The sequence below is a fragment of the Nocardia cyriacigeorgica genome (genome assembly GCF_005863245.1).
GTDB classification, from domain to species: domain Bacteria; phylum Actinomycetota; class Actinomycetes; order Mycobacteriales; family Mycobacteriaceae; genus Nocardia; species Nocardia cyriacigeorgica_C.
On the sequence record NZ_VBUT01000003.1, the window covers coordinates 125,076 to 139,095 of the forward strand.

Below are 14,020 nucleotides of genomic sequence, written 5' to 3' on the forward strand. Positions count from 1 at the left end.
ACGTTCCGACCGCGCTGTAGCCGACCGGGGCAGTCGCCCCCGAGCGACCCCGGTGGTGGTAGTACTCGCCGCGCAGCATCGACACGACAAGTCCAGTGTGAACCGGCGCGGGGTGCGCCGTGGGCGTATCGGCCACACTGCGCGACCCGAATTTCCGGTCCTGGCCGCGTGGCGTGGTGCGAAGGAAAGCGCAGATCAGGCCGAGCGCGCGATGACCGCGAAATCCGCCGCGGTCAGCGGGGCGTCCGAGCCGGCCAGGTAGCGCCGCAACGTCGACCGGTCATCGAGCACCAGCCAGCTGATCCGATCGTCGAGATGCGGACGTTCCTGCTTGGTGGTGACACCGATACCGGTGCCGAAAACAGTGGACTCGCCCTCGCGCATCGTCATAGGGATCGCCCCGATCTTGACGATGGCGCGTTCGGCGACCACGGCCTCCACCGGCTCGTCGACGGCGATCGCGACGCGGATACCCGGGCCCGCCCCGATCTCGAGCAGCAGCCTGGCCAGTCGGTTCGACCAGCTGTCCAGCTCGGCGTAGGACAGCGCGACATCCGCGGCGGCCAGCACGACCGCCTGCGGGTCGACCGCGGCGGGCCGGGCGGTCGGCAGCACGGTGACGTTGCCGGTGTGCGATTCGACTGGAGTGTGCATGGTGTTCCCCTCGGAGGAATGGAAGGCGCTGTTCGTTGTCTTCCACTCTGGCCGTCGCGAGGCCGCGGCGGCAGCACCCCAAGGCGCGGGCTCACACCCTCTCAGGGTGGAGGTTTGCCCACCCAGGGTGGGCACGGCAGGCCGGGATCAGTCGTTGACGTAGGCGTTGAGGGTGTTGCGCAGGTCGGTGAGGACGGCGCGGGCCGCGGTCAGGCCCTGGGTGTGCCAGATCGTGTCGTCCACCGCGAAGACCCGCCGGTCGGTGGCGGCGCCGAGCGCCTTCCACTCGTCCGAACGCAGCACCGCCTCGCCGTGTTCGCGGCCTTCGGGGCCGGCGAACATGACGTAGATCAGATCGCCTTCCACCGGCGTCAGGTCCGATTCGTCGACGTCGAACGACCCACCGCGCTGGGCGGTCGGCCGGTGGGCGCCGGTGGCGGCGAGCACCTGCGCGGGCATGGTCTCGTTGCCGAGCACCCGGGTGCCGTCGGCGGTGAAGCGGACGATGGAGGCCTGAGTGAGATTGGCGGCCACGGCGTTTCCGGCGTCGGCCGCCTCGGTGCGGAAGTTCGCCAACGCGGTCTCCGCGGCCCCGGACCGTCCCATGGCCGCCGCGAGGGTGGTGAACTGGTCCTGCCAGTCGGTCTTGTCGCCGATCAGCACCGTCGGCGCGATCCCCGACAGCGCACCGAAATCGGCGCCGGGGGCGGGCACGTCACCGATGATGAGATCGGGGTTCATGGCCGCGATCAGGGCCGGATCAGGGTGGGCCACCGTGCCGACGCCGGGAATCTCGGAGATGCCGGTGCCCAGGTAGCTCGGCTGCGGGCTCGGCCCATCGACGGTCGCGGCGCCGACCACCCGCTCCCACAGGCCCACCGCGCACACCGCGTCCAGCGCCGCGGTGCTCAACACCACGATGCGCTGCGGGTCGGCGGGCACCTCGGTGACGCCGAACGGATGGGTGACGGTGCGGGTGGCGCCGGCGGCCGGGTCGGGCGCGGTGGGCAGGCTGCACGCGTGCGCGGTGTCGCGCTCGAGCCCGACCACGCCCGCACCGGCGATATTGGTGGTGGTGCGGATGATCGAGGCCGAATCATCGGCGGGCGTCGCGCAACCCGCGCCGAGCACCGCGGCGCAGCCGACGACGACGGCGCCCATGATCGTGCGGATTCGGGTGCGTCCATGACCCTTCGCGCTCACCGGCATGCCGGTGAGGGTACATGCGCGCGCCCTCGATCCGCAGGTGAGGTCGGCCGGTGCTCAGCCCTTGTCGCCGCCGAGGCCGCGACGAGCACCGTTGGGGTCGGCGCGGCCGGCCGACCGGCGTAGGCCGCGTCCCGGACTCAGCGCTGCCCGCGAGGCCGACACACCACGCCGGGGCAGCGGAAACAGGTCCCGACGGGCCGCGAATACGACACAGAGTAGGACCCGCTCGGTCGCCTGCGGCAGCACGGTTTACGATTCGAAGAGCGCAAGCTAACCGTCGTGTGCCCGGGCGCCACCGGACACATGCTGACAGTGGAGCCTGCGGAGCGACCTAAAGGCACCTTCAGGAGGATCAGTGACTGCCGTAGAGCCCCAGCCAGTCCCTCAATTAGAAGCGACTAGGCCTTTTCCGGCGCGGACCGGTCCCAAGGGGTCGTTCATCTACAAGATGGTCACCACGACCGACCCGAAGGTCCTCGGCGTCATGTACCTGACGACGTCGATGGTCTTCTTCCTCATCGGTGGCCTGATGGCGCTGATGATGCGTGGCGAGCTGGCGCGCCCGGGTCTGCAGTTCCTCTCGCCCGAACAGTTCAACCAGCTGTTCACCATGCACGGCACGATCATGCTGCTGTTCTATGCGACCGCGATCGTGTTCGGCTTCGCCAACATCATCCTGCCGCTGCAGATCGGCGCCCCCGACGTCGCCTTCCCGCGACTGAACGCCTTCAGCTACTGGCTGTATGCGTTCGGCGCCACCATGGCGACCGCGGGCTTCATCACCCCCGGCGGCGCCGCCGACTTCGGCTGGACCGCCTACGTCCCGCTGACCGACATCCTGCACTCGCCGGGCGTCGGCACCGACCTGTGGATCCTGGGCCTGGCGGTCTCGGGTCTGGGCACCATCCTCGGTGGCGTCAACATGCTCACCACCGTGGTCTGCCTGCGTGCCCCCGGTATGACCATGTTCCGGATGCCGATCTTCACCTGGAACATCGCTGTCACCAGCGTCCTGGTCCTGCTCGCCTTCCCGCTGCTGACCGCCGCCCTGTTCGGCCTGGCCTACGACCGCCACCTCGGTGGCCACATCTACGACCCGGCCACCGGCGGCATCCTGCTCTACCAGCACCTGTTCTGGTTCTTCGGCCACCCCGAGGTGTACATCATCGCACTGCCGTTCTTCGGCATCGTCTCCGAGATCTTCCCGGTCTTCAGCCGTAAGCCGATCTTCGGTTACACCACGCTGGTCTACGCCACCCTCGGTATCGCCGCCCTGTCGATCGCGGTGTGGGCGCACCACATGTACGCCACCGGCGCGGTGCTGCTGCCGTACTTCTCGTTCATGACCTTCCTGATCGCGGTCCCGACCGGTGTGAAGTTCTTCAACTGGATCGGCACCATGTGGAAGGGTCAGCTGACGTTCGAATCGCCGATGCTGTTCTCCATCGGCTTCATCGTCACCTTCCTCTTCGGTGGTCTGTCCGGCGTCATCCTGGCCAGCCCGCCGCTGGACTTCCACGTCACCGACTCCTACTTCGTGGTCGCGCACTTCCACTACGTGCTCTTCGGCACCATCGTGTTCGCCACCTACGCCGGCATCTACTTCTGGTTCCCGAAGATGACCGGACGCATGATGGACGAGCGCCTGGCCAAGTGGCACTTCTGGACCACCTTCATCGGCTTCCACACCACCTTCCTGGTGCAGCACTGGCTGGGTGCGGAGGGCATGCCGCGTCGCTACGCCGACTACCTGCCCAGCGACGGCTTCACCACGCTGAACACGGTGTCGACCATCGGCGCGTTCGTGCTGGGCGCCTCGATGCTGCCGTTCCTGTGGAACGTCTTCAAGAGCTACCGTTACGGCGAGGTCGTCACCGTGGACGATCCGTGGGGCTACGGCAACTCGCTGGAGTGGGCCACCACCTGCCCGCCGCCGCGGCACAACTTCTACGAGCTGCCGCGCATCCGGTCCGAGCGTCCGGCCTTCGAGCTCCACTACCCGCACATGGTCGAGCGGATGCGGGCCGAGGCCCACGTCGGCTGGGGTTCGGGCAAGCATGCCACCGAGGTGCATGAAGGCGCGCTGACCAAGTAGACGGCGGAAGACAGCATTCCGGATGAGTGTGCACCTGCTGGGGTGACCAGCGGGTGCACACTCGTTTGGTGAGGGCGGTGGTCCCGCCTGATCAGGCACACAGACTGGAGCGCAGGGATTTGGCAGACACCACGGTTCTCGTCACCGTCACCGGCCCCGACCGGCCCGGTGTGACGTCGGTGCTACTCACGGCGATGTCGCGACATCAGGTCAGCCTGCTGGATGTGGAGCAGGTCGTCATCCGGGGTCGGCTGACCCTCGGTGTGCTGGTGACCTGCCCGAACGATCCCGAAGAACTGCAGGACGAGCTCGAAGAGGCGATGAACACCGTCGGCATGCACGTCGACGTCGACATCGATGCCGAGCCGGTCCGCGCGCCGGTACCCACCCACGCCGTGGTGATCCTCGGCGCGCCGGTGACCGCCCGCGCGTTCAGCGCCGTCTCCCGCCAGCTCGCGGCGCTCGGCGCCAATATCGACGCCATCCGCGGCGTCGCCGACTACCCGGTGACCGGCATGGAGCTGATGGTCAGCGCCGTCGATACCGGCGAGGACACCGATTCCCGGCTGCGCACCGCACTGGCCGACGTCGCGGTGGCCGAGGAGGTCGACGTCGCGGTGGAGCGGGCCGGGCTGGCGCGCCGGGCCAAGCGGCTGATCGTCTTCGACGTCGACTCCACGCTGATCCAGGGCGAAGTCATCGAGATGCTGGCCGCGCACGCCGGCGTCGAGGACGAGGTCCGCCGGGTCACCGAATCGGCGATGCGCGGCGAGATCGACTTCGGCGAATCGCTGCGTCAGCGGGTGGCAACCCTGGAGGGCCTCGACGAGTCGGTGATCGAGGAGGTCGCCGAACGGATCGAACTCACCCCCGGTGCCCGCACCACCATCCGCACCCTGCGCAGGCTCGGCTTCCGCTGCGGTGTGGTCTCCGGCGGCTTCCGTCAGGTGATCGAACCGCTGGCCCACGATCTGGAATTGGATTTCGTGCAGGCCAACACCCTCGAGATCGTCGACGGCAAGCTCACCGGACGCGTCGTCGGCGATATCGTCGACCGGGCCGCCAAGGCCACCGCGCTGCGCAAGTTCGCCGCCGAAGCCGGGGTGCCGATGGAGCAGACCGTCGCGGTGGGCGACGGTGCCAACGACATCGACATGCTCAATGCCGCCGGACTCGGCGTCGCCTTCAATGCCAAGCCGGCATTGCGCGAGATCGCCGACGCGGCGCTGTCGCACCCCTACCTGGACGCGGTGCTGTTCATCCTCGGCGTCACCAGGGACGAGGTGGAGGCGGCCGACGCCAAGGACGGGCTGCTGCGCCGGGTTCCGCTGGGCTGAGGCGATGACCAACATCCCGGAGCCGGTCTCCCCGGTCGAGGAGATCGAGGACCCGGCGCCCGCCCGGCCACGCCCGACCGATGGCGATTTCGCCGCCAGGCACGCCGAACTCGCCGCCGGATACGGCGGTGCGGGCGACCCCGACGATCCGGCGATGGTGCAGGCCATGCAGATGGTGCTGTACCTGCCCAAGGCCGACCCGCCCGCCCGCAGTGCGCTGCTGGCGGCCGCGGCGGCATCCGCGGTGGCGCTGTGCCTGGATCCGCGGGTCGGTCCGGGCGGGGAATGGGCCGATCGGTACCTGGCCTGGAAGCGGTCCCGGATCCGCAAGGTCGCCCGGCGTGCGCGTGGGGCGCAGTGGGACGCGGCGAACGAGGTCGACGGCGTCACCGTGGAGTTGGGCGGCGCCAAGGCCCGCGCGCTCGTCCCCGGTCCGGTCGGCGCGATCGACCCCCGGATCAGGAAGCTACAGATCGGCGGCACCGACCTCGACCACGACGACCCGGGCCCGCCGGACCCCGAACTGCCCGTGCTGTGGGTGAATTCGGCCCTCGGCATGACCCTCGGCAAAGCCGCGGCCCAGGTGGGGCACGCGAGCATGCTGCTCGCGGGCGCGCTGCCCGAGCGTGCCGCGCTGGCCTGGGCCGAGCGCGAGTTCGACTGCGCGGTGCGCGAATCGGGTCCCGAGCACTGGGCCGAGCTCAGCCGTGCGGTGGCGGCGGGCACGGCGGTCGCGGTGCGCGATGCCGGATTCACCGAAGTGGCACCGGGTTCGATGACGGTGATCGCCACACCCGGCCTGCTCACTCGCTGAATCCGCCGGTATCTGTCACCGCCGGTACGCGGGCCGGTCGTACGCGCGTCCGCGTTTTGGGCCAAGATGGAGCGCGTGCCGCAACCGGATCCCGATCTGCTCATCGATTTCACCGACGTCACCATCCGCCGCTCGGGCCACACCCTCGTCGGCCCGGTCACCTGGCAGGTGGAGCTCGACGAACGCTGGGTCGTGCTCGGCCCCAACGGCGCGGGCAAGACCTCGCTGCTGCGGATGGCCGCCGCCGAAGTGCATCCCACCTCGGGCACCGCGCATCTGCTGGGCGAGGTGCTGGGCAAGGTCGACGTCGGCGAACTGCGCCCGCGCATCGGCTTGTCCTCGGCCGCGGTCGCGGGCCGGGTGCCGCGCGAGGAGAAGGTCAGCGATCTGGTGGTCTCGGCCGGCTACGCGGTGCTGGGCCGCTGGCGCGAACGCTACGACGACGTCGACACCGACCGCGCCATCGACATGCTGGAAAGCCTCGGCGCCGAACACCTGGCCGACCGCACCTACGGAACGCTCTCGGAGGGCGAACGCAAACGCGTGCTCATCGCCCGCGCCCTGATGACCGATCCCGAGCTACTCCTACTCGACGAACCCGCCGCCGGCCTCGACCTCGGCGGCCGCGAGGAACTGGTGGAACGCCTGGGTGATCTGGCCGCCGATCCGGATGCGCCCGCGATCGTGCTGGTCACCCACCATGTCGAGGAGATTCCGCCCGGGTTCACCCACGGTCTGCTGCTCAACGAGGGCTCGGTGGTCGCCCAGGGACTGCTGTCGGATGTGCTGACGGCCGAGAACCTCAGCGAAGCGTTCAGCCAGTCCATCGCCCTCGATCGCGTCGACGGACGGTACTTCGCCCGCCGGGCCCGCCGCTTCGGCAAGCACCGCTCCCGCTGAGTCGCACCGAGTAAGGCCGCCCGGCACCTGCGAGGCGGACACCGCGTGCCATGAGGCGACCGGCCTCCGTTCGTTCCTGCCGCCGAACAGACGCCGGTACCGGTGCTCGGCTCCGCTGAACCCGACGCCGTCGGATCGCCCGTCCCCAAGCGAGCGTTAGGGTGCAGGAATGAGTGATGTGGTGCTGCCCAAGGACGCTTCGACGGTGATGCTGGTGCGCGACGGGGCCACCGGGCCCGAGGTGTTCCTCCAGCGCCGCGTCGGGGCCATGGCCTTCGCCGCGGGCATGACCGTATTCCCCGGCGGCGGCGTCGACCCCTCCGACGCGACCGCCGACATCGCCTGGGCCGGACCGGAACCGGCCTGGTGGGCCGAACGCTTCCGCACTACCGAACCGCGCGCGCAGGCCCTGGTCTGTGCGGCGGTGCGGGAAACCTTCGAAGAGTGCGGGGTACTGCTGGCCGGCCCGGCCGCCGATCAGGTCGTCGCCGACACCGCCGGATATCGCGAGGCCAGGGGCAAGCTGGAGCGGCGCGAGCTGTCGCTGGCGCAATTCCTGGTCGAGCAGAACCTGGTGCTGCGCGCCGACCTGCTGCGCCCGTGGGCCAACTGGATCACCCCCGAGGTGGAGCAGCGCCGCTATGACACCCGGTTCTTCGTCGCGGTGCTGCCGGACGGCCAGCGCGCCGACGGCGCCACCTCCGAAGCCGCCGAGGTCCAGTGGCGCACCCCCGCCGACGCGCTGGATCGCTGGCGGGCCGGGGCCGACATCCTGCTGCCGCCCACCTGGGCCCAACTCGACGCGCTGGCCGGCTACGCCTCCACCGCCGAGATCCTGGCGGCCGACCGCGACATCGACCCGATCGAACCGGTGTTCAGCGCGGCGCAGGGCAAGAATGCGCTCAGTTTCCCCGACTGCGACCGCTACTTCGACGACCTGCCCGATCAGCGCAAACTCCAGGGCTCCACGCGCGAATAAGAGATCCGGCGCGCACCCGGTAGGTTGCCAGCCATGGCCGAATTCGTGACCGTGGACGAGCTGGACGGCGACACCGAACGCAGGGTGGCGGTACTGCGTATCGCCCGTGCGCCGATGAACCTGCTGAACATCCAGGTGGTGCGGGAGCTGGCCGCCGCGGCCCACGCGATCGGCGAGGATCGGCGAATCGGCGCGGTGGTCGTCTACGGCGACGAGCGCGTCTTCTGCGCCGGCGACGACCTCGCCGAACTGGCCGCGCTCTCGGCGGAACAGGCCGCCGCCGTCGCCGCCGATTTCCAGCACGCGCTCGGTTGCCTGGCCCGGCTGCCGCAGCCGACGGTGGCCGCGATCAGTGGCTACGCGCTCGGATCCGGCCTTGAACTCGCGCTCGGCGCCGACCGCCGCGTCATCGGCGACAACGTCAAGCTCGGGCTGCCGCAGATCAAGGCGGGCCTGATCCCGCTGGGGGGGATCCGCAGGCTCACCGCGCTCATCGGACCCGGCGCGGCCAAGGATCTGGTGTACACCGGCCGCTTCGTGGAGCCGGACGAGGCGCGCGCCCTCGGACTGGTCGACGAGGTCGTCGCACCCGACGACGTCTACACCGCGGCGGTGGCCTGGGCGCGCGGTTTCCTCGACGGCCCGGCCCGTGCCTTGGCGGCGGCGAAAGCGGTCTTCGAGGCCGGCCCGCACGGCCACGATCGGGCCCGAATCGCGTGGTCGGAGCTGTTCGGCACCGAAGATCGCCTGATAGGAACACGTTCTTATTTGGCCGACGGGCCCGGCTCCGCGGAGTTCGTCGGACGCTGATCCGCCGGCTCGCGCGCGATCCCACCCACTGGTATGAGACGACCTACAGCGAGGGTTTAGGCTAGGCCACCATGACGGTACGCCACGACGACCCCGCGCCGAACCCGCATGCCACCGAGGCCGAGGTCGAAGCCGCGCTCAAGGACACCAAACTCGCCCAGGTCCTCTACCACGACTGGGAAGCCGAGACCTACGACGACAAGTGGTCGATCTCCTATGACGAACGGTGTATCGAGTACGCGCGCGGCCGCTTCGACGCCGCGGTCGGGCCGGTGGCGCTGCCCTACGGCCGGGCGCTGGAACTCGGCTGCGGCACCGGCTTCTTCCTGCTGAACCTGATGCAGGCCGGGGTGGCCAAGAGCGGTTCGGTGACCGACCTGTCGCCGGGCATGGTGAAGGTCGCGCTGCGCAACGCGCAGAACCTCGGCCTGGACGTCGACGGTCGCGTCGCCGACGCCGAGACCATCCCGTATGAGGACAACACCTTCGATCTGGTCGTCGGCCACGCCGTGCTGCACCACATCCCGGATGTCGAACTCGCGCTGAAGGAATGCCTGCGCGTGCTCAAGCCGGGCGGGCGCCTGGTCTTCGCCGGCGAGCCCACCACCGCGGGCAATTTCTACGCGCGCTGGCTCGGGCGCATCACCTGGGGCGCCACCACCAACCTCACCAAGCTGCCCGGTCTGGCGAGCTGGCGCCGTCCGCAGGAGGAGCTGGACGAGTCCTCCCGCGCCGCCGCCCTCGAGGCCGTCGTCGACCTGCACACCTTCACCCCCGATCAGCTCGAGGCGATGGCCCGCTCGGCCGGTGCGGTCGAGGTCGCCGCGCACACCGAGGAATTCGCCGCCGCGCTGTGGGGCTGGCCGGTGCGCACCTTCGAGGCCGCCGTGCCCGCCGAAAAGCTCACCTGGCGCTACCGCATGGCCATGTACAAGGCGTGGCTGGGCCTGAGCTGGGTGGACGAGAACGTGATGCGCCGGGTGGTGCCGCGCCAGTTCTTCTACAACGCCATGATCACCGGTGTGAAGCCGGGCGCTCCGGGCCAGTAGTGGGCTACGGCTTCAGCCACGAGGACGTCGTCTTCCTGGCCGGTGCGGCGGGCGCCGCCGCACTGGCCGACGTGGACCGGCTGGAGCTGACCCCGGCGACGCACCTGCGCGATCTCGCGCGGGTGCGCCGCGCGCATGGCGACCAGGCGGCGGCACTGATCGACACGGTGCGCTTGCGCCGCCGGGCCGCCGCCAAGCTCATCGGTGCGGGGGAGTGGCTGTTCACCGACGACGCATTGCAACAGGCCACACCGACGCTGGTCGCGCGGCGTCGGGCCGCCAGGCTGGCCGGTCGCGCGGTACACGACGTCACCTGCTCGATCGGCGCGGAGCTGGCCGAGCTGGCACGGGTGTGCCCGGCCGTGATCGGCAGCGACCTGGATGAGGTTCGCCTCGCGATGGCGCGGCACAATGCCCGCACCCGGAATGTGGTGCTGGCCCGGGCAGATGCGCTGGTTCCGTGCAGCCGTGACACGGTGATCATCGCCGACCCCGCGCGCCGTGCCGTCGGCAAACGCACCCACGATCCGGCGCAGCTACAACCACCGCTGCCCGATCTGCTCGCGGCCTACTCCGGTCGCGATATGGCCGTGAAGTGTGCTCCCGGACTGGATTTCGACAGCCTCGACTGGACCGGGGAGATCGAAGTGGTATCCCTGGACGGTTCGGTCCGGGAAGCCTGCCTGTGGTCGGCCGGACTGACCGATTCCGGCGTCACCCGCCGTGCGACGGTGCTGACGACCTCTGGCCGATCCAGCACCCTCACCGATGCCGAACCCGACGACATCCCCGAGCGCGCCCCCGGCGAATGGATCATCGACCCCGACGGCGCCATCGTCCGGGCCGGCCTGGTCCGCCACTACGCGGCGAAACACGGTCTGTGGCAGTTGGACCCGCGCATCGCCTACCTCACCGGCGACCGGGTGCCCGAGGGTGTGCGCGGCTTCCGGGTGCTCGACCAGCTCGCCTTCCGGGAGAAGTCACTGCGCTCCGAGCTGCGCCGCCGCGATTGCGGCGCATTGGAAATCCTGGTGCGCGGCGTCGACGTCGACCCCGACCAACTGCGCCGCCGCCTGAAACCGTCCGGCTCCCAGCCCTATTCACTCGTGATCACCCGGATCGGACGCGACGCGACGGTATTCCTGTGCGAGGCCGCATCCGCTCGATAACTGTCGGCGCGGTCGCCGACGGCGAGCACGTGCCGGTCCGGCCCGACGGTCGCCGCTCGGTGAACCGTTCGATCAGGCAGCGAACGCGGGATTCGTCCCAGACCGCCGCAGGCCTCGGGTCCGCGTCAGGCGATCGCTTCCATCTTCTTCACCACCCGCTGCACCGTCAGCCAGGTGCGGGTGGTGATGTCCTTGCCGTAGGTGCGTTCCAGCCACGCCATGAAATCGGGTGTCCGCGGCGTGCTGTTGTCGACGACGAACAGGAAGACCCGGGCGGCCGGGTCGTAGCCGACGACGCGGGTGAGCGGATCGGGATCCTCGGGCAGCTCGATCGGCTCGTGACTGGTGCTCTTCAGGAAGGTCGCGGTCAGGTAGGTGCCGCGGCCATGGGTGAGGCCCTCGAACGGGTCGGAGTCCAGCAGGGTGCGCAGCTCGTCGTAGTCGCGGATGATGGTGCCGCCCGGTATACCCAGTTCCCGGTTCAGCGCTTCCTGGATCCGGTCCTCGAGTTGCGCGGGATCGGTCTCATCGGTGCGGAAGACGATATTGCCGCTGGACAGCACCGAGGCGACCGCGTCGAAACCGAGCCCGGTGCATTCGCCCCGCAGCTTCTCGTTGCTCATGTTCGGATTGCTCGGCATGATCCCGCGCAACAGCGCCGCGTACCTCGTCATGAGGCAGACCGTAGTAGACCGGGCCGACAACCGGATGCTGCTCGCGCCGCTGACACGGGCCCGCGCAGGTGGCGGGCCCGGCCGCTCAGGCCTGGGCGGTGGCGCCGTTCTTCTTACGCTCGATGTCCTCGAGCGCGGCCAGGTAGGCGGCGCGCTGCTCGGCGCCGGACTCCCAGGCCGCCTTGCGGTTCTTGACCACCTTGGCCGGGGCGCCGACGGCGATGGAGTAATCGGGGATCTCGCCCTTCACCACGGCGTGCGCGCCGAGCACACAGCCGCGGCCGACGCGGGTCTCGCGCAGCACCGTCACCTTGGCCGCGATCCAGGTGTCCGGGCCGATGCGGACCGGGCTCTTCACGATGCCCTGATCCTTGATCGGCATGGTGATGTCGTCCATCTTGTGGTCGAAGTCGCAGATGTAGCACCAGTCCGCGACCAGCGTCGATTCACCGATCTCGATATCGAGGTAGGTGTTGACGACGTTGTCCTTGCCGAAGACCACCTTGTCGCCGATGCGCAGCGAACCCTCGTGACAGCGGATGGCATTGCCGTCGCCGATGTGCACCCAGCGGCCGATCTCCATCCGGCCCAGCTCCGGGGTCGCGTGGATCTCCACCCGGCGGCCCAGGAACACCATGCCGCGCAACACGATATGCGGGTTGGTGAGCCGGAACTTGAACAGCCGGTAGTAGCGCACCAGGTACCACGGGGTGTAGGCACGGTTGGCGATCACCCAGCGCAGCGAGGCCAGGGTGAGAAAGCGTGCCTGCTGCGGATCGCGGCGCCGCGATCCCCGCCACCGTGAACGCAACGGTGCGCCCCACATGCTCGTCACGAACTGTTCTCCCGTCGTGTGTCCGCCTATCGCGCACACAGCCTACTGACGTGCTGCCCCGAACGGATCGATACCCGTCGGCTAACCTCACTGGCACGCGCGGGCGCGCGGGGAGATGATCACGGCAGATCGCGTGTGAAGGAGAGCAGCAGGTGCGAATCGGCAGCGTACGAGCTGTATCCGGGCGGCCACGGCTGCGAGTGAATACGGCGGCGGCGCTACTGGCGGTGGGCGCGGTGATGCTCACCGGCTGCGGCACCGACGTCGACGACATCACCGTCGGCCCCGGTCTCGGCTGGCCCGGCGCTCATCACGACGCCCGCAACAGCGGCACCAGCCCGGTCACCGGTGCCCACGCACTGGAGCTGAAATGGTCGCGTCCGGTGGGCGGGCCGATCGCGACGCCGGTCGGCGTCGCGGCCGAGGGCCAGATGTTCGTCACCACCCGCACGCCGTCGGGCTGCAATATCTTCTCCTTCCAGATGCCCACCGGCCGCAAACGGTTCTGTAATCCGATGGGGCCGAACGCCGTCTCCTCCCCGACGCTCATCGACGGCCTCAGCAACGTCTACGTCGGCGACGACAGCGGCGTGACATCGATGAATTATCTGGGCCAGCCGCGCTGGCGCACCGCGGTGGCGGGCGTGCCGGTCTCGTTGCAGTTCACCGGCGACAGCAATCTGCTCACCATCACCCAGGCCGGCCAGATCGATGTGCTGTCACGGCAGACCGGTCAGCGGCTGGTGCCCACCATGCAGCTGCTCGGCCAGCCCGATCCGCTCGAACTTCCCGCCCTCAGCTGGCCGCCGTCCGGTGACGGCCTCGCCGACTGCCCCACCGGCGGTCCGCAGTGCGCGATCGCCAATGTCTCGCCCATCGACACCGATTCCGGGCGCTTCTACGCGACCGTCTGGCGTCCGGGCGACGCCAGGGCCTCGCTGGTGGCCCTGCGATACGCCGATGGCGAGATCGAGCAACTGTGGAGCGCCGAGATGCTCGAGGGCGGCAGCGCCACCAGCCCGGCCCTGTCGGCGGATGGCAGCACCGTCTACGTCGGCGACAACAGCGACCGGCTGATCGCCGTCGACGCCGTGGAGGGCAGCACCAAATGGGTGCACCCGCTGGCGTGGACCCCGCGTCGCGGCATCTCCGTCTCCGGCGACGGGCTGATCATCCCGGCCGGCGACGACGGCTATCTGCTGGCCCTGCGCGACAACGGCGACAGCGTCGAACAGGTCTGGGAGCGTAAGGATCTCGCCCACCGCGGCACGCCCGCACAAACGGCGGGCCACACCGGCTACACGGTCGCGGCGATCGGCGAAGGCCTCAACCTGATCACCTTCGACACCGAGACCGGGCAGACCCTCGACTCCGACGTGCTGCCCGGCGCGAGCGGCACCACCACCGGAACGTCGGTCAGCGCCGACGGCGAGGTGGTCGTGGCCACCCGGATCGGCGAGATCTTCGTCTTCGCGCCGCAGGAGTGAACCGGCCG

Annotated in this window: 13 protein-coding genes; 9 read left to right on the top strand and 4 right to left on the bottom strand. The window is 69.6% G+C overall.

From position 1 onward, the window contains the following. Positions 1-195: 195 nt before the first annotated feature. Positions 196-654 (bottom strand): AMP-binding protein, encoded by a 459-nt coding sequence (locus FEK34_RS07080; protein ID WP_138447081.1) that lies wholly within the window; start codon positions 652-654, stop codon positions 196-198. Between the two features lie 147 nt (positions 655-801). Beyond that, positions 802-1,863 carry an ABC transporter substrate-binding protein gene (locus tag FEK34_RS07085; RefSeq protein ID WP_249358837.1) on the bottom strand — a complete coding sequence of 354 codons (1,062 nt, stop codon included), beginning with the start codon at positions 1,861-1,863 and terminating at the stop codon, positions 802-804. Positions 1,864-2,218: 355 nt separating this feature from the next. Here FEK34_RS07085 and ctaD point away from each other — a divergent pair, with 355 nt between their 5' ends. From ctaD to FEK34_RS07125, 8 genes are all read left to right on the top strand, one after another. Further along, positions 2,219-3,958, top strand: coding sequence for an aa3-type cytochrome oxidase subunit I (gene ctaD / locus FEK34_RS07090; RefSeq protein ID WP_138447082.1), 1,740 nt, complete (start codon positions 2,219-2,221; stop codon positions 3,956-3,958). Between the two features lie 119 nt (positions 3,959-4,077). Then, on the top strand, positions 4,078-5,295 hold the full coding sequence (gene serB, locus FEK34_RS07095) for a phosphoserine phosphatase SerB (protein ID WP_138447083.1): 1,218 nt from the start codon (positions 4,078-4,080) through the stop codon (positions 5,293-5,295). A 4-nt stretch (positions 5,296-5,299) separates the two neighbouring features. Continuing rightward, positions 5,300-6,109, top strand: a complete 810-nt coding sequence (locus FEK34_RS07100; RefSeq protein WP_138447084.1) for a peptidyl-tRNA hydrolase — start codon at positions 5,300-5,302, stop codon at positions 6,107-6,109. A 66-nt stretch (positions 6,110-6,175) separates the two neighbouring features. Next, positions 6,176-7,009, top strand: coding sequence for an ABC transporter ATP-binding protein (locus tag FEK34_RS07105; RefSeq protein WP_138447085.1), 834 nt, complete (start codon positions 6,176-6,178; stop codon positions 7,007-7,009). 169 nt (positions 7,010-7,178) lie between these two features. Beyond that, positions 7,179-7,988, top strand: coding sequence for an NUDIX hydrolase (locus tag FEK34_RS07110; RefSeq protein ID WP_138447086.1), 810 nt, complete (start codon positions 7,179-7,181; stop codon positions 7,986-7,988). A 33-nt stretch (positions 7,989-8,021) separates the two neighbouring features. Next, on the top strand, positions 8,022-8,798 hold the full coding sequence (locus FEK34_RS07115; RefSeq protein WP_138447087.1) for an enoyl-CoA hydratase-related protein: 777 nt from the start codon (positions 8,022-8,024) through the stop codon (positions 8,796-8,798). A gap of 71 nt (positions 8,799-8,869) precedes the next feature. Further along, positions 8,870-9,847, top strand: coding sequence for a class I SAM-dependent methyltransferase (locus FEK34_RS07120; protein WP_014352264.1), 978 nt, complete (start codon positions 8,870-8,872; stop codon positions 9,845-9,847). Beyond that, positions 9,847-11,016 (top strand): class I SAM-dependent methyltransferase, encoded by a 1,170-nt coding sequence (locus tag FEK34_RS07125; protein ID WP_138447088.1) that lies wholly within the window; start codon positions 9,847-9,849, stop codon positions 11,014-11,016. Before FEK34_RS07120 ends, FEK34_RS07125 begins: the two co-directional genes overlap by 1 nt. A gap of 125 nt (positions 11,017-11,141) precedes the next feature. On the opposite strand, the gene FEK34_RS07130 is transcribed toward FEK34_RS07125, so the two are convergent. Together FEK34_RS07130 and FEK34_RS07135 are read right to left on the bottom strand one after the other, a co-directional pair. Next, the gene (locus FEK34_RS07130) at positions 11,142-11,690 is read right to left on the bottom strand and encodes a DUF1697 domain-containing protein (protein ID WP_138447089.1); all 549 of its coding nucleotides are present in this window, start codon (positions 11,688-11,690) and stop codon (positions 11,142-11,144) included. A gap of 85 nt (positions 11,691-11,775) precedes the next feature. After that, positions 11,776-12,525, bottom strand: coding sequence for an acyltransferase (locus FEK34_RS07135; protein WP_138447090.1), 750 nt, complete (start codon positions 12,523-12,525; stop codon positions 11,776-11,778). A 152-nt stretch (positions 12,526-12,677) separates the two neighbouring features. On the opposite strand from FEK34_RS07135, the gene FEK34_RS07140 reads away from it, so the two are divergent. Next, positions 12,678-14,012, top strand: a complete 1,335-nt coding sequence (locus FEK34_RS07140) for a PQQ-binding-like beta-propeller repeat protein (protein WP_349292418.1) — start codon at positions 12,678-12,680, stop codon at positions 14,010-14,012. The last annotated feature ends 8 nt before the right edge of the window (positions 14,013-14,020 follow it).